The sequence below is a fragment of the Xanthobacter luteus genome, assembly GCF_040049235.1.
GTDB lineage: Bacteria > Pseudomonadota > Alphaproteobacteria > Rhizobiales > Xanthobacteraceae > Xanthobacter.
The window spans coordinates 1,158,026-1,177,659 of sequence record NZ_JBDZDO010000001.1 but is presented as its reverse complement, the minus strand read 5'-3'; the positions used below and the strand labels follow the sequence as shown (position 1 = coordinate 1,177,659).

Sequence of the window (19,634 nt, the reverse complement as noted above, 5' to 3'; positions counted from 1 at the left end):
CCGCCCTGAAATTTGGACCTTCGGCACATCCATGACTGAGACCTTCGCCCCGAAGGGGGTGCTCGAAACCGTGCGCGCCGTCGCCGCCGGCACGCTCGATCCGCGCGCGAGCCTCGCCGCGGCCGCGGCCCGCGCTCGCGCCTGCGAGCCGGCGGTGGGCGCTTTCACGTATCTCGCCGACCTCGGCGCCGCGCCCGACCCCGGCGCGGGACCGCTCGCCGGCGTCGCCGTCGGCGTGAAGGACGTGATCGACACCGCGGACATGCCCACCACCTACGGCTCGCCGATCTATGCCGACCATGTGCCGGCGGCCGACGCGGCGGTGGTGAAGCGCCTGAAGGCGCTCGCGGCGGTGCCTATCGGCAAGACCCAGTCCACCGAATTCGCCTGGCGCCATCCCGCCGGCACCCGCAACCCCTGGAACGCCGGCCATACGCCGGGCGGCTCGTCCTCGGGCTCGGCGGCGGCGGTGGCCTGCGGCGCGGTCGCTGTCGCCCTCGGCACCCAGACGTTCGGCTCGGTGCTGCGGCCGGCCGCCTATTGCGGCGTGGTGGGGCTGAAGGCCTCGTTCGGCGCAGTGCCGCGGGCGGGGGTGCATCCGCTCGCTTTGTCGCTGGACCATGTGGGCCTCTTCACCCGCTCGGTGGACGACGCGACCTACGTGCTCGCGCTCATCGCCGAGGGCGACGGCGCGCGCGCCTTCCCGCCGTTCCAGGTGCCGCTGGACGGACTCGCCCCGTTTCCGAAGCCGCGCATCGGCCTGCTCATGGGGCCCGAATGGGCGCTCCTGGAGCCGTCCCAGCGCGAGGTGCTGCGCCACGCCGCGGGGATGTTGGCCGATGCCGGCGCGGTGGTGGAGGAGATCAGCCTGCCGGCCGCGTTCCAGCGCCTGGTGGAGATCGGCACCACCATCTGCCATGCGGAGGGCGCCTTCCATCTCGGCCCGCTCGCCGACCGCTTCCCCGACAAGGCCAGCGACCGGCTCAAGGCGCTGGCGGCGGCGGGGCGGGCGGTGCCGGCGCCGGCCTATGTCGCCGCGCGCCAGGACCAGGCGGCGCTGCGGGCGGCGCTGCCCGGCGCGCTCGCCGGCTTCGATGTGCTGCTCACCGCCCCGGCCTATGGCGAGGCGCCCGAGACCCTGGACAATACCGGCGACCCCGCATTGTGCGTGCCGTGGACCACCATCGGCGTGCCGGCCATCGCCGTGCCGGCCGGCGTCGGGCCGAAGGGCCTGCCGCTCGGCATCCAGCTCGTCGCGCCGTTCGGCGAGGATCTCAAGCTGCTGCGCGTCGCCAAGGCGGCCGAGATGGCGCTCGGCCGCCCGCTCGGCATCGCCCCCGTGGCGTGAGGTTCCGTTCGAGCGAGAGGCGCACCTGCGACGCCGGGCCGCCGCGGGGCGGCGCGACGTCGCCTGGCCCCCGTGCCGACCGGCGGCGCGGCCTTCAGCCTTTGACGAAGGCGAGCAGGTCGCGGTTCAGAACGTCGGCATGGGTGGTGAGCATGCCGTGCGGGTAGCCGGGATAGGTCTTGAGGGTGCCGTTCTGCACCAGCGTGACGCTCAGCCGGCCGGCATTGTCGATCGGCACCACCTGGTCGTCCTCGCCGTGCAGCACCAGGGTCGGCACGGTGATGGCCTTGAGATCCTCGGTCTGGTCGGTCTCCGAGAACGCCTTGATGCCGTCGAGATGGGCCTTGGCGCTGCCCATCATGCCCTGGCGCCACCAATTGAGGATCACGCCCTGGGACACCGTCGCGCCGTCGCGGTTGAAGCCGTAGAACGGGCCGGAGGCCACATCCATGAAGAACTGGGAGCGGTTGGCGGCGAGCGCGGCGCGCAAGCCGTCGAACACCGCGATCGGCAGCCCGCCGGGATAATTTGCGGTCTTCACCATGACGGGCGGCACGGCGCTGACCAGCACCGCCTTGACGACGCGGCCCTGCGGCTGGCCGAACTTCGCCACATAGCGGGCCACTTCGCCGCCGCCGGTGGAGTGGCCGATATGCACCGCGTTCAGGAGGTCGAGATGCGCCATCACCGCCGCCGCGTCGGCGGCATAGTGGTCCATGTCGTGCCCGTCGGAAACCTGCGCCGAGCGGCCGTGGCCGCGCCGGTCGTGGGCCACCACGCGATAGCCGTTGGCGAGGAAGAACAGCATCTGCGTGTCCCAGTCGTCGGACGACAGGGGCCAGCCGTGGTGGAACACGATCGGTTGGGCGTCCTTCGGACCCCAGTCCTTGTAGAAGATGTCGACGCCGTCCTTGGTGGTGATCGTGGGCATTGGGGAGTTCCTTCGCGGTTCGGGGCAGCGGTGGCGCCGGGCCTGCCGGCCAGCGCGCAGCGCCGTTTGCAGGCGCCCCGGACCATCGCCTTCGCCGCGCCGCCGCGTCTTGCGGATAAGACCGCACCCTTGCGTAAGCGCGCGCCGTCCTGCCGCCTCGCAGGACGATGCGGGGGCCGCGAATCAAAGGGCAGCGAGATGGCGGGCTGCCATCCGGTGCGCGCGACCGACGGGCCCGCGACACGCGCGCCGGTCGTTCACGCGCCGACGCCGGATGTGCGACCGCGCCGGGGCGGCGCCTCAGAGGGCGCCGTTGGCGCGCGCGAAGAACGGCTCGTCCAGCGTGTCCGCGGCCGCATGGACCAGCGGCGCGCTATCGAGCTCACCGGCGTCCTGGGAGAAGTGGGCCGGCTCGTGGGGCGCGCGGTTGACCTCGAGGTGGAACACGTCGAAGCGGTTATAATAGCCCACCACGTCGTGGAACTGCTTCGGCTCCACGCAGCGCGCGGTGTCAATCTCGGCGTAGAGAATGCCCTCGTGATCGGCGAGCACGTCCGAAATCACCTCGCTCGTGGGGTCGAGCACCAGGGAGATGCCCCGCGGGGAATTGTCTATGATATCGAGGCTTTCCCGGTTCACCGAGCCGAGCGCCTCGCGCATGGCCGCGTCGACGAAGCCGGAGGCGACGATGTTGAACACCTTGGCCTCGAAGGCGTGGGCGCCAGCGCGGATCTCGATCGCGCGCTTCAAGTCGTAGCCGCCCTCCTCGCTCGGCGGACGGGTCGGCCAGATCGGCGGATAGGAGGAGACATGCACCTGTTCGCCCTGCGCCATCAGCGCGTAGCGGGCGAGGGGATTGGTGTTCTCGCCGCAGATCAGCATGCCGATGCGGCCGATCTCGGTGGCGCTCACCCGAAGGCCGCGCGCATCGCCATTGGCCCACACCAGCTTCTCGTAGAAGGTGGGCACGAGCTTCCGGTGATGGTTCAGGATGGCGCCGTCCGGACCGATCAGGATGTTGGAATTCCAGATGCAGCCGACGCTGGCGTCCGTGCCCTCGGTGAAGCCGAGCGAGACGGTGACGCCGTGGCGGCGCGCCGCCATGCGGATCGAGCGGATGGCGGGGTCGGCGAGCTTCTGCGCCTCGGCCACCAGCGCGCGGAAGAAGCTGTGATTGTAGATCGGCGCCTGAAGCGCGGCCCAGACCGGAAAGCCGGGCAGGAAGGATTCCGGGAACGCCACCAAAGCGGCGCCCGCATGGGCGGCCTCGGCGATGAGATCGCAGGCCTTCTCGGCGGTCTTCTCGGAATCGAGGAACACGGACGAGGTGTGGCAGGCGGCGGCCTTGAAGCGCGGATAGGTGACGGTCATCTTTGCCCCGGTCTCTGGACGGCGCGCGGCGCGCGGGTTCGGACCATTAGTGGGGAGGCCGAATGCGGGGAGAACCGCGAATTTCCGCACATCCCCCTGCACTTCTGCCCGGAGGCTTCCGCCACGCCTCGCGCGGATCGTTCGCGCCGCGTCACGCTGCTGCCGATGTGATCCTCTCCTCGATCGGCTTTGTCTGGGCAAGAATGACTACCGCGATGCCGGTATTCAAGACAAAAGCGTGAAATAGAGAATTTGACGTTATTTGTCTGATGGCGCTAAGAGAATCCAGCGTCATCACTGCTTCCAGGTGGCGGAGCGCTGAGCGTTGCCCACCTTGGGCGCGCTCCTCGCAGGGGCGGGCCGCCCGCGCATGGGACGAAGGGAATCGAGGCGTGATTACGGGCCGCAGGGCAGCCGAGATCGTCCAGAGCATTCAATCCGCAGTGGAAGGCGGCCAGCTGAAGCGGGGGCAGGGTTTGCCCACGGTGCGAACGCTGGCGGACGAGCTCGGCGTGAACCGCAATACGGTGGCGGCGGCCTACAAGCTGCTTTCCGAAGCGGGCATCATCGAGGGGCGCGGGCGCCAGGGCAGCCGCGTGACCAGCGATGCCGCCGCTGCGCCGCGCATGCGCACCTCGCCGCGCGATCTTGCCGGGGGAAATCCGGATCCCGCGCTGCTGCCGGACATGACGTCGGTGCTCAGGGCCATGGGGTGGCACCAGCGGGCCTATGAGGATCCTCCCGACGATCCGGAGCTGATGCGCATCCTCGGCCAGAGGCTCGAAAGGGACGGGCTGCCCATCGGCGAACTGTGGCTGGCGTCGGGCACCTTCGACGCCATCGCCACCATCTTCCGCAAGATGCTGGCGCCCGGGGATGCCATTGGAGTGGAAGATCCCTGCTTCATGACCACGCTGGGCCTGATGCGGCAGGCCGGCGCCGGGTCACGAGCAGATGATCGCCAAAGCCGCGGCCGCCTATGAGCGGCGCAGAGAAGGCATCATTGCCGCTCTGGCCGCCGAGGGCATTCAAGCCCATGGCCGCGATGGCATGAATGTCTGGATCCCGGTGGACGACGAGCAGGCGGTCGCGCGCCGTCTCCTCGACAGCGGCTGGACCGTGCGCACGGGCGCCATCTTCCGCCTGGCCTCGCCGCCGGCCATCCGCGTCACCGCGAGCGCAATCGACAAGACTTTGTCCGAGGAGTTCGCCCGGACGCTGGCCGCGATCGTCCGGAACGAGGGGGTCGAAAGAGGTGCCTGATCCTCTTCCAACCCCACGGGTGTTCAGGCCGAAGGCACTTGTCCCGCATCGCCGTGGTGGGCGATGCCCAGGCGCGCGCCGACCCGCTTCGCGGTTGCGATCCGGCGCTCGGTGAGCTGCTTCACGGAGTCCCGCGCCGCGGCGACGATTTCCGCGGGCGCGCGCTCCGGGATGCCCGCATCGAACGGAGGCTCGGGGTGGTACTGCATATAGAGCTGGATCTGCTGGGCGACCGCCTCGCCCCGCAGCATGGCCGCCAGGTGCAGCGCGCCGTCGATGCCCGACGTCACGCCACCCGCGAAGATGTAGTTCGCGTCGATCACCACGCGGTCCGTCAGCGCGGTCGCGCCAAGGTAGGGCAGGACATCCATGGCCGCCCAGTGGGTCGTGGCGCGCTTGCCCTTGAGCAGGCCAGCCGCGCCGCAGATCAGCGCGCCGGTGCAGACCGAGAACACGAACCGCGCGCCTGCGGCCTGGGTGCGGATGAAATCGAGCGTCTCCTCATCCTCCATCAGCGCCTCCTGGCCCGGCCCGCCGGGCACGTGAAGCACGTCCAGCTTCGGGACCTCGGCAAAGGTCTTCTCCGGCGTGAGGATGAGGCCGCGGGTATCCTTCACCGGCGCCAGGCTCTTGCCGGCGATATGGAGCGTCGAGTTGGGGATCCGCGACAAGACCTCGAAGGGGCCGGTGAAGTCGATCTGGTCGAGCCCGTCGAACAGGATCGAACCGATCTGGAGATGCGTGTCTGCGGGGATCATGGCTGGTCCTTCCTTTGGCGCGTCGCGCGTTGGCGACAGCCCTGTGTGACAAGCACGTCAACCATCGTCAAGACAAACATTGACAGAACTTTTTTTGACACATATTGTCTGATTTAACGTGGCAAAGTCTGATTGTGCGTGGCAAGAATTGCCGCCGCCCTCCATCTCGAAATCGGCACCAGGGCTGAATACCATATGAAATCTCGCTGGCCTGTTTGCTGAAAGACAAAACATTACACTAAAGTCAAACGTATGACAAAGGAGGGTGCGTATGAGTGGATCGAGTGAATGAGCGGGGTCGTCGCGCTTCGGCCGCGCCTGGGGGCGTCGAAGCGGGGCGTGCGGACATTCCGGCGGCTGCGGCCCGGCGCTGCGCCATGCGTTGAAGACATTGCAGGCGGACGGCCGGCGAAAATGCCGAAAGGGATGCCATCTGCCGAGAATTTGGGCGTGCCTTTTCCGCAAACCCTTTTGCAGATTTTCGCGGTACCCCCCGGGCGCCCGGGCGGCAACACTCGATGAAACACAACAACCTGCCAGAGCCATGGATATCGTCATCGCATTGACCATCAACGGGCTGATCTGGGGGCTGATCGTGGCGCTCATCGCCCTCGGCCTCTCCATCATCTTCGGCCTCCTGGACATCATCAACGTCGCCCATGGCGACTTCTTCATGGTGGGCACCGTGCTCGGGCTGGTCATCACCGGCGCCACGGGCTTCTGGATCGCCCTCGTGTTGGTGCCGCTGCTGGGCTTCTGCCTGGGGCTGGTGATCGAGCGCCTGGTGATCCGCCCGGCCATCAGTTCGGCCTCGCTCACCATCGTCATCACCTTCGGCCTGTCGATGATCCTCCAGGAGGCGGTGCGCGCCACCCTCGGTCCGCAGCCGCGCCGCATGGCCGCCCCGGTGGAGGGCACCATCCATCTGTTCGGCATCGACTACGACGTCTATCGCCTGTTCGCGGCACTGTTCGCCGCGCTCGCCATCGCCGGCTTCTTCCTGTTCCTGTCGCGCACCACGCTCGGCACCTGGATCCGCGCCGTGCGCCACGACCGGGAGACGGCGACCGCGCTCGGCATCCCGGTGACGCTGGTGTGCGCCTTCACCTTCGGCCTCGGCACCGCGCTGGCGCTGCTCGGCGGCGTCATCGCCGCGCCCATCACCACGGTGGACTTCCGCGCCGGCATCGACATCCTGCCGGTCTGCTTCATGGCGGTGGTGATCGGCGGCCTCGGCAACCTCAAGGGAACGGTGGCCGCCGCAATGCTGCTGGCGGTGATGGAGGGCGTGGTCTCCGCCTTCGCCGATCCCACCATGGCGCGCATCTCCTCGTTGGTGGTGATGAGCGTCGTGCTGCTGGCGCGTCCCCACGGTCTGTTCGCGGGGGCGACGCGATGAGGGGCGCCGGCATCGCTCTGATCGTGGCGCTCATCGCCGCACTCGCCAGCCTGCCGCTGGTGCTGCCCGCCTTCGGCCTCACCTTCTGGGTGAACGTGGTGGCCGAGATCCTCATCTGGTCGCTGCTCGCCGCCAGCGTGAACCTTTTGTTCGGCTATGTGGGGCTGCTGTCGTTCGGCCAGGCGCTCTATTTCGGCTTCGGCATGTACGGCACCGCCATCGGCATCTCCTTGCTCGGGCTCGGGCTGTGGCCGGCGCTGGGGCTCGGCATCGCCGCCGCGACCGCCATGGCGGCGGTGGCGGGCGCGTTCGCGGTGCGGCTCACCTGGCACTATTTCGCCATCATCACCGTGGTGTTCTCGCTGATCTTCTATTTCCTCGCCATGTCGGCGAAATGGCTCACCGGGGGCGACGACGGTTTGTCCTTCAGCGCGCCGCCGATCCTTGCCGCGGCCGGGCTGATGCTCACCGACCGCACCACCCAATACTATTTCATCCTGCTGATCTGCCTCGCCTGCTACGCGCTCCTGGCGCTGGTGGTGGCGAGCCCGCTCGGCCTGCGCTTCGCCGCCGTGCGGGAGAACGAGAAGCGGGCGCAACTGATCGGCATCAACGTCTATGCCACGCGCTGGATCGCCTTCGTGCTGGCGGGCTTCATCGCCGGGGTGGGCGGGGCGCTGCTCGCCTTGTTCGGGCGCTACGCCTCGGCCTCCTACATGTTCTACCACGTGTCCGGCGAGGCGGTGGTCTGGGCCATCGTCGGCGGCGCCGGCACGCTGCTCGGCCCGCTGGTGGGCACCGCGCTGCTCATCGTCTTCCGCGAGGTGGTCTCCGGCCTGTGGGAGAACTATCTGATGGCCGTGGGCGCCATCACCATCCTGGTGGTGATCTTCGCGCCCAAGGGCATCGTCGGCTCGCTCAATGCGCTCGCCTGGCGCGGCGAAGCCGAGGAGAAGGAGCACCTGGAAAATCCCGGCGTCCCCGTGACCGCCCGCGCGGAGGCCGAATGATGGACAACGTGCTCTCCATCCGCGGCCTCACCAAGCGCTTCGGCGGCCTCGCCGCCGTGGACGGGGTGGACCTCGACTTCCCCTATGGCGTGCTCAGCGCCGTGATCGGCCCCAACGGCGCCGGCAAGACCACGCTGTTCAACCTCATCACCGGCATGCTGCCGGCGGACGCCGGCCAGGTGATCTTCGCGGGTGACGACATCGCCGGCCTCAGGCCGCACCAGATTGTCGCCCGCGGCCTCTCGCGCACGCTGCAGATCAAGAGCGTGTTCACCGGCCTCACCGTCGCCGACAATCTCAGGGTCGCGGTGATGGCGCACGAGAAGATCGCGAGCCCCTTCCGCCCGGCCGCGGGCTTTGCCGGCGTCAACCGGCGGGTGGAGGAGCTGCTCGCCGAGACCGGGCTCGCGCGCCTCGCCAAGCGGGTCGCCGGCACGCTGTCCTACGGCGACGTGGCGCTGCTGGAGATCGCCCTCGCGCTCGCCAACGCGCCGAAGCTGCTGCTGCTCGACGAGCCCATCTGCGGCATGAGCCCGGCGGAGACCGAGACCACGGTCGCCCGCATCCTCGCGCTCTCGAAATCGACGCAGATCATCCTCATCGAGCACGACATGGAGGTGGTGTTCGCCATCGCCGAGCGCATCACCGTGATGGCGGCGGGCCGGGTGCTGGCGCGCGGCACGCCAAAGGAGATCGCGGCGAACCGCGAGGTGCAGGACGCCTATCTCGGCGCTCCGGAGGAGGCGGCATGAACGCTCCGCTCGCTCATCCCGTGGTCGGCAGCACCGTGCTCGACGTGAAGGGGCTTCAGGCCGCCATCGGCCGCGTGCCGGTGCTGCGCGGGGTCGACCTCAAGGTCGGCGCCGGGGAGACCGTGGCGCTGCTCGGCCGCAACGGCGTCGGCAAGACCTCGACCCTGCGCGCCATCCTCGGCCTCTTGCCGCGGCGCGGCGGCTCCGTGGCGTTCCAGGGCGCCGACATCGGCCGCCTGCCGGCCTACAAGCTCTCCGGCCTCGGCATCGGCTACGTGCCGCAGGGGCGCGGCATCTTCCCGGTGCTGAGCGTGGAGGAGAACCTGTTCCTCGGCCTAAGGTCGGCGCCCGATCCGGAACTGGTGGAGGACATCTACACCCGCTTCCCGCGCCTCGCCGAGCGGCGCTTCCAGGCGGCGGGCACGCTGTCGGGCGGCGAGCAGCAGATCCTCGCCATCGGCCGCTGCCTGATGCGCAAGCCCTCGCTGATCCTCCTCGACGAGCCCACCGAAGGCATCATGCCGAAGCTGGTCGCCGAGATCCGGCGCGAGATCGCCGCCATCGCCAGGCGCGGCGTCGCCGTGCTGCTGGTGGAGCAGAACGTGCGCACGGCGCTCGCGCTCGCCTCGCGCATCTATCTCATGGAGCGCGGACAGGTGGTCCACGAGGCCACCAGCGTTGAGCTCACCTCCGATCCTTCGACGGTCCATCGCTATCTCGGCGTGGCGCTCTGACAGGGGTCGCAAAAACCGGAGTGGAACAGATGACCGACGGCAAGGCGAACACCCCCGAATTGTCCGCGTCCCCCGCGCCCGAGGCGTCCGGCCTGTCGCGGCGCAGCTTCCTCGGCCACGCGCTCGCCGGCGGCGTCGCCGCCGGCACGGCCTATCTCGGTTTGACCCGCGACCTCTACGCCCAGGCCGGCGGGCCGATCTATATCGGCAATCACTGCGAGCTGACCGGCGGCTTCTCCTCCTGGGGCTACTGGCACGACAAGGCGGCCAAGGCCGCCGTCAAGCTCGTGAACGAGGGCGGCGGCATCGCCGGGCGCAAGGTGGAGCTGCTCACCGAGGACACGGAATCGAACCCGGCGGTGGGCGCGCGCAAGCTGCGGGCGCTGATCGAGCGCGGCGGCGCGAACTTCGTCGTCGGCTCGGTGCATTCGGGCGTGATGCTGGCCTCCATCCCGGTCGCGACCGAGCTGAAGACGGTCTATTTCTCCGCCGGCGAGGCCACCGAGGCCACCGGCTCGAAGAGCACGCGCTATTCGTTCCGCACCGGCACCGACACCTACGGCCTCGCCGCCGCCGGCGCGCCCTGGGCGTTCCAAAATCTCGGCAAGACCTGGACCATCATCTCGCCCGATTATGCCTGGGGCCACAGCCACTATCAGGAGCACAAGGCGGTCATCGAGAAGCTCGGCGGCAAGGTCCATCCGCCCATCTTCGTGCCGCTCGACGCCAAGGACCTCGTGCCCTACCTCGCCAAGATCGCCCAGGACACGGAGGTTCTGTTCTCGGTGTTCTTCGGCGCCCAGTCGGTGGCCTTCTACACCCAGGCGAAATCCATGGGCCTCGAGAAGACCATGCGCATGTATTCCATCTGCGGCACCATGGAGGCGATCGCCCCGGCGGACCTGCAGGGCGCGGGCGAGGGGGTCTATCTGGTCGAGAACTTCCCGCGCATGCTGAAGTTCAAGGATGACGAGTATCACAAGAAGCACAACGAGATCATGGAGATCGACGACGTCGACGCGCGCGAGAAGACCTCCACCAAGGTGATGGCCAAGAGCCACGCCTGGCAGTCGTGGGAGAACGTGTTCGCGCTCAAGCAGGCGATCGAGAAGAGCGGCTGGAAGACCAAGAAGGACGACGTGCTCGTCATCGAGGCGCTGGAGGGGCTGGAGATGGCCAATTCGCTGGGCCACCCCCAGGGCGCCAAGCTGCTGCGCAAGGAGGACCATTCCGGCATCATCGACTGCTACATCTCGCGCGTCATCGACAACAAGTTCGAGGTGCAGAAGAAGGTCACCCGCGAGGAGCTGGGCAAGGCCATGCCGCCGCGCGTGGACCTCTCCAAGATGCCGGCCTGAGCGAGGCTGCGATTGGCTGAACGCGGCCCCAATTGCCGTCATGCCCCGGCTCGTCCGGGGCATCCACCCCGCAGCCTGCGGGCAGCCCAAAAATGGAGCTCCGGACCAGCCGGTGCGTGGATCCCCCGGATAAGCCGGGGGATGACGGCGGTGACAGGAGCGACAGGCCGCTGAAGCCCGTCGCCGTCATGCTCCGGCTTGACCGGACCATCGATGCGCTGCCCGGTGTTGCGCCTGGCCGCGGCATGGGCCCTCCGGTCAAGCCGGAGGGCGACGGCGCGCGCGGCCCCCGCCCTCAGAGCTTGGTCAGAAAGTCCGCGTCGCGCCTGAAAATGTCGGTGAGGTGCCGCAGCACCACCTTGACGCGGCCCATGAATTCCAGATCCTCGTGGACGCTCACGAACACGTCGCGCATTACCTGGACCTCGTCCGCCAGCACCGGGATCAGGCGCGGATTGGACTTGGCCGAGAACAGCGGCAGAAGCCCGATGCCGGCCCCGCGCGCGATGGCGTTCTGCTGGGCGTGCATGGAGGTGGAGCGGAAGGCGACGCTGGAGGGCTCCAGCACGTCCAGCAGCCAGTGCACCGGCCGGATCGCCACCAGGTCCTCCACATAGTCCACGAAGCTGTGGGCGGGCAGGTCGTCCGGCGTCTGCGGCAGGCCGCGCCGGCGGATGTAATCGGGCGCGGCATAAAGCGAGAGCCGGAACTGGCCGAGCTTGCGCATCACCAGGCGCTGGCCCGAGAGCGGCACGAAGGAGATGGAGATGTCCGCCTCGCGCTTGGTCAAATTGATGAGGTGGCGCTCGGTGACCAGCTCGACGACGATGCCGGGCTCCTTCTCGGCCAGCTCGGCGAAGCGCTCGGCGAGGTAGAAGGCGCCGATCCCCTCCATGGAGGCGACGCGCACCCGGCCCGTGGGCGCGCTCGGCGCGGCGCGGATGGATTCCTGGATCTCCCCCGCCTCCTGCTCGATGCGCTCGGCGATGGCGAACAGGCGGTGGCCGTGCTCGGTCAGCACGAAGCCGTCCGGCTTGCGGTCGAACAGCTTGACCGAGAGGTCCTTCTCCAATTCGGCGATCCGGCGCGAGACCGTGGTGTGGTCGACCCTCAACCGCCGCGCGGCCGGCATCAGCCGGCTCTGCCGCGCGAGCTCCAGGAAATAGGTCAGATCGTTCCAGTTGAACACGTCAACCCCGGTGATCGGTGCGCGGGCGGGGCCCCCTTGATGGCCGGCAAAGGACGGCGCGTCAATGCGCGGCCGGCGCCACGCCGGGCAGGCGGGCGAGCTCGGTGAGGGAGGAGACCTCAAAATCCGGCGCGTAGCCGAGCCCTTCGAGCTGGCTGCGCAGCGCCTTGAAGAGCGTCGCGGGGCCCACCGGCCCGGCGCCGATCTCCGCGCGCAGCGCCGCCGCGGGCACGCGGGCGATGCGGGCGACGCGGAAGCCGTATTTCTTCGCTCCCGCGATGTCGAAGCCGTTGGCGGAGACGAACACCACCTCGGACGGCGCGACCCCGAGGCGCTCCTGCACCAGATCGTAGGCACGCGGGTCCGGCTTGTAGGCGCGCTTTTCGTCGACGCTCAGGACCGTGCTGATCTGCGCGGCGAGCGGCGAACGCCCCACCAGCGCGTCCAGCATCGCCGGGCTGCCGTTGGACAGGATGGCGCGCCGGTAGCCGGACAATGCGGCGAGCGCCGCCTCGGCCTCGGGATAGGGGGTCAGGCAATTATAGGCCTCGGCGATCTCGTCGATCAGCGTCGCCGACGGTTCGAGGCCCAGCACGTCGAGCGAATACGCCAGCGACTGGCGCGTCACCGCCCAGAAATCCTCATAGGCCCCCATCATGGAGCGCAGCCAGCTGTATTCCAGCTGCTTCATGCGCCAGATCTGGGTGATGAGCGCGCCATGGCCGGGAAAGGCGGCCTCGGTGACATCCGCCACCGACTGGACGTCGTAGAGGGTGCCATAGGCGTCGAACACGAAGGCCTTGATCATGGGGTGCTCCGGTAAGGGGGTGCGCGGCGGCGGAGGGACAGCCACGACATTTTTAGGCGCGGGCGTGATCCGATGCGAGGCCCGCGGCGTTGATTTCGGCGCGCGACGCCGGCGAATGGTCGCGTCTGCGCTCAGGGTCGAGAGGCGCAGGTCTTGCAATCCTTGGCTTTGGTTCCCAGGTCCCGGTGATCCGGGTGCGTAGCGTCGCCACTGCCCCATGACCCTGCCGCCGTTCCGCAATCAACCAGGGAGGCATCCATGAGTGTTCGACACGATGCCATGGCGCGCAGCGCCGAGACGGCACCGCACGCCGCGGCCGCGCGACGCTTCGCGCGGGTCAGGAAGCTCTCGCTCGATCTGGCGGCGCCGCTTTCCGACGCGGACGCCACGGCGCAATCGATGCCGGACGCCTCGCCAAGCAAATGGCATCTGGCGCACACCACCTGGTTCTTCGAGACCTTCGTGCTGCGCGATCATGTCCCGAACCACCGGTCGTTCGATGGCCGCTTCGCCTTCCTGTTCAACAGCTATTACGAGGCCGAGGGAGCGCGCATCGCCCGTCCGCGGCGCGGGTTGCTGACCCGGCCGTCGCTCGACGAGGTGCGCGCCTACCGGGCGGCGGTGGATGCGGAGATCGAGCGGGTGCTGCCCGATCTGCCGCCGGCCACGCTCGCGCTCGTCGAGCTCGGCTGCCATCACGAGGAGCAGCACCAGGAGCTGCTGCTCACCGATCTCCTGCACCTGTTTGCCCAAAATCCGTTGACCCCGGCCGCCTATGCGCCGGCCGCGCGGCCGCCGGGCGCGGTTCCGGAGCCGTTGCGCTGGGTCGAGGGGCGCGCCGGCACGGCGGAAATCGGCCATTCCGGCGACGGCTTCGCGTTCGATTGCGAGGGCCCGCGGCACGTCACCTGGCTGCAGCCGCACGCGCTCGCCGACCGCCTCATCACCAATGGCGAGTGGCGCGACTTCATGGCCGATGGCGGCTATGGGACGGCGAGCCTGTGGCTGGCGGACGGCTGGGCCTGGCTGCGCGAGAACGGCATCGAAGCGCCGGCCTATTGGCGGCGCGACGCAGCGGGGGCCTGGTCGCAGCATTTCGGGCTCGACGGCCTGCGCGAGATCGACCTCTCGGCGCCGGTGCGGCACGTCAGCTATTACGAGGCGGACGCGTTCGCCCGCTGGGCCGGGGCGCGTCTGCCGACCGAGGCCGAGTGGGAGAGCGCCGCCGCCCGGCTCGATCCCGCCAGCGGCAATTTCCTGGACGCGCCGGTGGCGGCCTGTCCGCTGCCGGCGCGCGGCGGCGATGGGCTGCGCCAGATGTTCGGCGACGTCTGGGAGTGGACCGGCTCCGCTTATCTTGCCTATCCCGGCTTCCGCCCCGCCGCCGGCGCCATCGGCGAATATAACGGCAAGTTCATGTCGGGCCAGTTCGTCCTGAGAGGGGGAAGCTGCGCCACCCCGCGCGGCCATGTCCGCGCGAGCTACCGCAATTTCTTCTACCCGCACCAGCGCTGGCAGTTCACCGGTGTGCGGTTGGCAAAGGATCTTTGATCATGCTGCGCGAGATCGACCGCGTCGCCGCGAACCCCGCGGCGTCCGCCGCCGACCCGGCCTTCCTGGCGGACGTCCTCGCCGGCTTCGCGTCGGCGCAGAAGGCGGTTCCGGCGCGGTGGTTCTACGACCATCGCGGCTCCGAGCTGTTCGAGGCGATCACCGCGCTTCCCGAATATTATCCGACCCGCACCGAGCGGCGCATCCTCGCCGCGGCGGCGGGGGAGATCGCGGCGCGTGTCGGCCCGAGGCGCGCGGTGGTCGAGTTCGGCTCCGGCTCTTCGGCCAAGACGCCGCTGCTGCTGAGCGCCGTCGCGCCCTCCGCCTATGTGCCGGTCGACATATCGGGCGCGTTCCTGCGCGAGAGCGCGGCCGCGCTGGCCAGGTCCTTCCCGCACCTGCCGATCCATCCCTTGGAGGCCGATTTCCTGAAGCCGCTGGCGCTGCCGGCCGCGCTCGCCGGCGCGCCGCGCCTCGGCTTCTTTCCGGGCTCCACCATCGGCAACATGGAGGCGGACGCGGCAGTCGACCTGCTGCGGACCCTGGCGGCGACGCTCGGCGCCGGCGCGCAACTGGTGATCGGCATCGACCGCATCAAGGGCGAGGACGTGCTCCTGCCCGCCTATGACGACGCGCAGGGCGTCACGGCGCAGTTCAATCTCAATGTGCTGGTGCGCATCAATCGCGAGCTCGGGGCCAACATCCCGGTTAGGGCATTCCGCCACCGCGTGCGCTGGAACGATGCCGCGGCGCGGATCGAGATGCACCTGGAGGCGCAGCGCGATCTGGCCTTCACCATCGCCGGACGGCCGTTCTCAATCCGCGCCGGGGAAACCATCCATACCGAGAACAGCCACAAATACGGCCCGCGCGATGCCTCGCTCCTGCTTCGGGCGGCGGGCTGGACGCCGGTGGCCGGGTGGACCGACCCGGAGGAGCTGTTCGCCGTCCTCCTTGCCGAGGTCGCGCCTTAGAGCGCGCGCCGATCAGCTTGCACCGCAAGCTGATCGGACACCGCGTTCTCTTTCATTGATTTAGAGCGCGATCGGCCCACGGCAGATCGCCGCGCACCTCCCCTCGCGCGTCACGCGGAGATCAGATCCTCGCCGCTGCCGGGCTTCAACGTCAGCGGCTTGCCGCCCAATTCGTCGAACAGTTGCTCGCGGCAGGTGAACACCAGGATCTGCACGTTCTTGGCCGCCATGTTGAGGATGTCGAACATGCGCTTGATGCGGGTGTCGTCGGAGAACACCAGCGCATCGTCGAGGATCACGGTGGCCGGCTCGCCGCGCTCCACCAGCATCTCGGCGAAGGCGAGGCGCACCAGCACGGCGATCTGCTCCTGCGTGCCCATGCTCAGATGGTGGAACGCCTCCTCGTGCGCGCCCTCGCGCAGGAGGCCGGTGATGTTGAGGTCGGTGTCGATGCGGATCTGCGCGCCGGGAAACAGGATGCGCAGATAGGGCTCGACGCGCTTCAGCACCGGCGACAGGTAGCGCTGCTTGGCCTCAGCCTCGGCCGTGCGCAGCGTGCGCGCCAGCAGGGCCAGCACCTCCGCCTCGCGCGCCAGGCGGGCACGCTCGGCCTCGCAGAGCTCCAGCTCGCGCGCCTTGAGCGCGAGCGCCTCGTCGAGGCCGGCCGCCTCGGAGACTTCGAGGCGGGATTTCAGGCCGGCAATCTGCTCCTGCAGCGCCGCGCGCTTCTCGCGCCGGTCGGCGAGCGCCCGTTCGAGGCGTTCGATGCGCGCGCCGAGCTGGGGCAGCGTCTCCTCGGTGCGCTGGGCCTCGAGCGCCCGGATGTCCCGCTCCTGCCGCGCGCGCGCCGCGCGCGCTTCGGCGATGGCGGCCTCGATCCCGGCATCGTCGACCGCGTCCGCCGCCCCGTCGAGGGCGTGCCGCAGGCGCGCCACCCGCATCTCCGCCTGCTCGTGCCGCGCCGAGAGGGTGGCAAGCTCCGCCTGGAGCCGGTCCAGGTCCTCCTCCGGGCCCGTCAGCGCGGCGCGGGCAGCCTGGCGCGCGGCGCGCGCGGCCGCCAATGCGTCCTGCGCCGCGCGCAGCGCCGCCTCGCTCGCTTCGCGCCCCGGCAGGCCGTCCTGGCCGAGGCCCGCGGCCTCGCGCGCGAGGATGGCGCGCAGGCCGGCGATGTGATCGGCGAGCGCCGGCGCGCCGGCGGCGCGTCCCTCGCCCGCGGGCGCGTGCAGCTCCGCCTCGCTGCGCGCGAACTCGGCCTCCGCCAGCAGGCGCGTGCGCCGCTGGTGCTGGGCCTCCGCCTCGGCGGGGGAGGGCACGCCGGCGCGCGCCAGCGCCTCCTTGAGCCGCGCCGCGGCCTCCTCGGCCTGCCGCTGCAGGAGGTCGCGGTCCTTGATGGCGGGGGTGATGGTGACACGCCCGCGCTCGGGGATCAGGAGCGTCACCGCCTCCACCGCGCGGATCGTGTCCTGGTCCGGCGCCAGCGGCCGGCCGTCCACCTCGATCCCGGCGCGCCGCGCGGCGGGGATGTCGAGGCTGACGAGGGTCGCCGCCGCGCCGAGCCGGCTCTCGGCCGCCCCGGTCTCCTTCTCGGCCTTGCGGATGGCGAGGAGCGCGGCCTCGCTCACCAGGATCGCCGCCGCCTTCTGACGGGCGTCGCGCGCGCGCGCCGCGGCGGCCTCGGCCTTGGCGAGGCGGGCCTCCAGCTCGCCGATGCGGGCGGCGCGCTCCACGGCGGCGGCGCGGCCTTGGGCGGCGAGCGCGCGCTCCTCGCAGGCGGCCACCTCCTCCTCGGCGGCGCGCACCGCCTGCCTGAGCCCGTCCATGCGCGCGCGCGCCGCCGCCCCATCGTGGCGCGCCGCGGCGAGGCGCGCGGCCGCGCCGGCGAGGGCGGCCGCCTCGGCGGCCATGTCCTCCCTCAGGCGCGCGCGCTCGGCTGCCGCCGCCTCGGCCTGGGCGAGGTCGCGCTGGCGCAGCTCCAGCGCATGGGCGGCGCCGGCGATGCGCGCCTCGAGCTCGGCGAGGCGGCCATGGCGCGCGCGCGCGTCCGCAAGCTCGGCCTCGTCCTCGCGGTCGCGCGTGGGAGCGGAGAGGCGGGCGAGGCGCTCCTGCGCCGCCTCCAGCGCCTCCAGGGTCTGGGACAGGTCCTGGCGGCGCGCCGCGAGGACCGCGATCTCGGCCGAAACCGCCTCGACGCTCTCGATCACCTTGGCATAGGCGCCGCGCGGCTTGCCGGCCTTGGTCAGGAGATCGTCGCGCTGCTCCTCGATGGCCTGGGGCAGGGCCAGGCCGCGCCGGCCGCCCAGCACCGCGCCCACCTCGCTCTCCAGCGCGTCGTGGAGGCTGGAGCGCGCGGTCTCGGGCAGAGCGAGATCGGCGAAGGACAGGCCCTGCTTCACCCACAGCACGCTCCACATGCCGAGCGTGTCGGCCTTGGCGCCGGCCTTGCCCGGCTCCTCGAAGCGCAGCAGCGCGCGCAGCGCATCCTCGGCGGCCTCGCCCTCCAGCGTGCGCCCGTCCGGGCAGTCGAGGCGCGCATAGGGCTTCTTGAGGAACCTCTTGGTGATGCGATAGAGGCCGCCCTCCACCTCGAACGACAGCTCCACCACCGGTGCCGCCTGGTTGCGGTCGTTCTGCAGCGCGACGATCTTCTGCGCCTTCGAGGCGTGCTTCTCGAACAGCGCCGCGTGCAGCGCCTCGAGCAGGGTGGACTTGCCCATCTCGTTGGCGCCCACCACCACGCTCAGCCCGTCGCCGATGCCGTCGAGGCGCACCGGCGCCGTGAACTTCTTGAACTGGTTCACCGCCAGCGCGCGCAGCCTCATCGGCGCCCCGCCTCGAGCTTCATGTGCTCCACATAGAGCCGCTGGAGCGCCTCCGCCGCGAGCGCGCCCTCGGCGCCGCCCGCCGCGCCGAGCCGCCGCAGCTCCTCGGCGGCCGCGCGCACGAAGCCGCCGCGGTCGATGCGGTCGAGGTCTTCGGCGGTGGGGCTCGGGAACAGCCGGCGCTCGTCCACCCTGAGGACGCACAATGCCGCCGAGACCCCGTCCACGATCTCGGCCTCGAACGCGCTGCGGTCCTGGAGCGAGAGCGCGCCCTCCACCTCGAGGTGCACCAGCACCCGGTCGAGATCGGCCGCGAGCGCGCGCAGCCGGGCGGCGAGATGGTCGATGTCGGCGCGGGTGTTCAGCTGCGCCGAGAGGCTCACCCAGCGCAAGCCGCCGGTGTCGAACGGCTCGACCCGCGGCGGCGCGTCCGGCCCGTCGATCTCGACCGCCAGCGCCTTGCCCTCCTCCACGTCGAAGGCGTCCGGCTCGGGCGTGCCACTGTACCAGCAGCGCGGGCCGATCCTTTGCTGCCGGTGCCAGTCGCCGAGCGCGAGATAGGCAAGGCCCGCCGTCTGCGGGCGCAGCGGCGAGATGTAATTGGGCTGGTCGACGCCCTCGGGGCCGAAGCCGGTGACCGAGCCGTGGGCAAGGCCGATGCGCAGCGCGCCGTCGGCGGTCTCGGCCGCGTCCATCCAGGCGGTGGGGTCGTCCAGCGTGTGGCGGTGGAACAGCGGCGCCGGCAGGAGCACCGCGCCCGCCTCGAGCGCCACCGGCGCGCGCGCCAGGTGGGCCTGGACGTTGGCGGGCAGGCCCCGGCGCACCAATTGGTCCCACAGCCCGTTCGGCCGATGCGGGTCGTGATTGGCCGGGATCAGGTGCCACGTCACGGTGGGAAAGGCGCGCATGCGCTCCAGCGGCTGGTTGAGCGAGCGGGCCGAGAGCGCCTGCATGTCATAGACGTCGCCGGCCACCAGCACGTGCCCGGCGCCGAACGCCTGGGCGTGGGCGCCGATGCGCGTGATCGCGGCGAGCCGCGCCTCCTGCAGCACGCCCATGGTGGCGCCGTCCAGGAAGCGGAAGACCTTGCCGATCTGCCAGTCGGACGTATGGATCAGCCTGATGCCCACCGGCCTCTCCGGAGCTGCGAGATTCGGCCGATCCTAGAGCGCGATCCGGAGCGATGGAACACCAGCCGTGTTTTTCCGGCCGGGTTGCCTTGCTCCGGTGCCGGAACCGCCGCGCCGCCGCACGCCGGCGAGGGTGAATGACTCAGCGGATCGACCGCATCCCTGCGGTCGCCACCTCCCCCCCAATTGGGCGATGCGGCCTCGCAGCACCCCGCATAAGTACAGAGCGACTGGAGATG

The 19,634-nt window shown here is 70.2% G+C and carries 17 protein-coding genes; 10 read left to right on the top strand and 7 right to left on the bottom strand.

Annotation, left to right across the window (positions count from 1 at the left end; translation table 11 throughout):
- Nucleotides 1-31 precede the first annotated feature (31 nt).
- Nucleotides 32-1,348: an amidase gene (locus ABLE88_RS05725; RefSeq protein ID WP_348830479.1), complete on the top strand. Its 1,317-nt coding sequence runs from the start codon at nucleotides 32-34 to the stop codon at nucleotides 1,346-1,348.
- A 94-nt stretch (nucleotides 1,349-1,442) separates the two neighbouring features.
- On the opposite strand, the gene ABLE88_RS05720 is transcribed toward ABLE88_RS05725, so the two are convergent.
- Both ABLE88_RS05720 and ABLE88_RS05715 read right to left on the bottom strand, forming a co-directional pair.
- Nucleotides 1,443-2,279, bottom strand: a complete 837-nt coding sequence (locus ABLE88_RS05720; protein ID WP_348830478.1) for an alpha/beta fold hydrolase — start codon at nucleotides 2,277-2,279, stop codon at nucleotides 1,443-1,445.
- A 300-nt stretch (nucleotides 2,280-2,579) separates the two neighbouring features.
- Nucleotides 2,580-3,650 (bottom strand): carbon-nitrogen hydrolase family protein, encoded by a 1,071-nt coding sequence (locus ABLE88_RS05715; RefSeq protein WP_348830477.1) that lies wholly within the window; start codon nucleotides 3,648-3,650, stop codon nucleotides 2,580-2,582.
- A gap of 392 nt (nucleotides 3,651-4,042) precedes the next feature.
- Here ABLE88_RS05715 and ABLE88_RS05710 point away from each other — a divergent pair, with 392 nt between their 5' ends.
- Nucleotides 4,043-4,633 carry a GntR family transcriptional regulator gene (locus ABLE88_RS05710; protein ID WP_348830476.1) on the top strand — a complete coding sequence of 197 codons (591 nt, stop codon included), beginning with the start codon at nucleotides 4,043-4,045 and terminating at the stop codon, nucleotides 4,631-4,633.
- Nucleotides 4,605-4,913, top strand: coding sequence for a transcriptional regulator domain-containing protein (locus ABLE88_RS05705; protein WP_348830475.1), 309 nt, complete (start codon nucleotides 4,605-4,607; stop codon nucleotides 4,911-4,913). The genes ABLE88_RS05710 and ABLE88_RS05705 overlap by 29 nt, the downstream gene beginning before the upstream one ends.
- A 23-nt stretch (nucleotides 4,914-4,936) precedes the next feature.
- On the opposite strand, the gene ABLE88_RS05700 is transcribed toward ABLE88_RS05705, so the two are convergent.
- Complete coding sequence (locus tag ABLE88_RS05700) at nucleotides 4,937-5,671, bottom strand: DJ-1/PfpI family protein (RefSeq protein ID WP_348830474.1); 735 nt, start codon at nucleotides 5,669-5,671, stop codon at nucleotides 4,937-4,939.
- Between the two features lie 544 nt (nucleotides 5,672-6,215).
- Between ABLE88_RS05700 and ABLE88_RS05695 the strand changes: the two genes are divergently transcribed.
- From ABLE88_RS05695 to ABLE88_RS05675, 5 genes are read left to right on the top strand one after another with little or no spacing between them, the layout of a single operon-like run.
- A complete protein-coding gene (locus tag ABLE88_RS05695) occupies nucleotides 6,216-7,070 on the top strand; it encodes a branched-chain amino acid ABC transporter permease (protein WP_348830473.1) in 855 nt (284 codons plus the stop codon).
- A complete protein-coding gene (locus ABLE88_RS05690; RefSeq protein WP_348830472.1) occupies nucleotides 7,067-8,080 on the top strand; it encodes a branched-chain amino acid ABC transporter permease in 1,014 nt (337 codons plus the stop codon). The genes ABLE88_RS05695 and ABLE88_RS05690 overlap by 4 nt, the downstream gene beginning before the upstream one ends.
- Complete coding sequence (locus ABLE88_RS05685) at nucleotides 8,077-8,832, top strand: ABC transporter ATP-binding protein (RefSeq protein ID WP_348830471.1); 756 nt, start codon at nucleotides 8,077-8,079, stop codon at nucleotides 8,830-8,832. The genes ABLE88_RS05690 and ABLE88_RS05685 overlap by 4 nt, the downstream gene beginning before the upstream one ends.
- The gene (locus ABLE88_RS05680; protein WP_348830470.1) at nucleotides 8,829-9,566 is read left to right on the top strand and encodes an ABC transporter ATP-binding protein; all 738 of its coding nucleotides are present in this window, start codon (nucleotides 8,829-8,831) and stop codon (nucleotides 9,564-9,566) included. Before ABLE88_RS05685 ends, ABLE88_RS05680 begins: the two co-directional genes overlap by 4 nt.
- 29 nt (nucleotides 9,567-9,595) lie before the next feature.
- Nucleotides 9,596-10,924, top strand: a complete 1,329-nt coding sequence (locus ABLE88_RS05675) for an ABC transporter substrate-binding protein (protein WP_348830469.1) — start codon at nucleotides 9,596-9,598, stop codon at nucleotides 10,922-10,924.
- A 295-nt stretch (nucleotides 10,925-11,219) separates the two neighbouring features.
- On the opposite strand, the gene ABLE88_RS05670 is transcribed toward ABLE88_RS05675, so the two are convergent.
- Together ABLE88_RS05670 and ABLE88_RS05665 are read right to left on the bottom strand one after the other, a co-directional pair.
- Complete coding sequence (locus ABLE88_RS05670) at nucleotides 11,220-12,113, bottom strand: LysR family transcriptional regulator (protein ID WP_348830468.1); 894 nt, start codon at nucleotides 12,111-12,113, stop codon at nucleotides 11,220-11,222.
- 61 nt (nucleotides 12,114-12,174) lie between these two features.
- Complete coding sequence (locus ABLE88_RS05665) at nucleotides 12,175-12,921, bottom strand: haloacid dehalogenase type II (protein WP_348830467.1); 747 nt, start codon at nucleotides 12,919-12,921, stop codon at nucleotides 12,175-12,177.
- A gap of 258 nt (nucleotides 12,922-13,179) precedes the next feature.
- Here ABLE88_RS05665 and egtB point away from each other — a divergent pair, with 258 nt between their 5' ends.
- Both egtB and egtD read left to right on the top strand, forming a co-directional pair.
- Nucleotides 13,180-14,472, top strand: coding sequence for an ergothioneine biosynthesis protein EgtB (egtB, locus tag ABLE88_RS05660; protein ID WP_348830466.1), 1,293 nt, complete (start codon nucleotides 13,180-13,182; stop codon nucleotides 14,470-14,472).
- Nucleotides 14,473-14,474: 2 nt separating this feature from the next.
- Nucleotides 14,475-15,446 (top strand): L-histidine N(alpha)-methyltransferase, encoded by a 972-nt coding sequence (egtD, locus tag ABLE88_RS05655; RefSeq protein WP_348830465.1) that lies wholly within the window; start codon nucleotides 14,475-14,477, stop codon nucleotides 15,444-15,446.
- A gap of 110 nt (nucleotides 15,447-15,556) precedes the next feature.
- On the opposite strand, the gene ABLE88_RS05650 is transcribed toward egtD, so the two are convergent.
- Together ABLE88_RS05650 and ABLE88_RS05645 are read right to left on the bottom strand one after the other, a co-directional pair.
- Complete coding sequence (locus ABLE88_RS05650) at nucleotides 15,557-18,265, bottom strand: AAA family ATPase (RefSeq protein ID WP_348830464.1); 2,709 nt, start codon at nucleotides 18,263-18,265, stop codon at nucleotides 15,557-15,559.
- Entirely contained in the window at nucleotides 18,262-19,395 is a 1,134-nt protein-coding gene (locus ABLE88_RS05645; RefSeq protein ID WP_348830463.1) for a metallophosphoesterase family protein, read from the bottom strand. Before ABLE88_RS05645 ends, ABLE88_RS05650 begins: the two co-directional genes overlap by 4 nt.
- Between the last annotated feature and the right edge of the window lie 239 nt (nucleotides 19,396-19,634).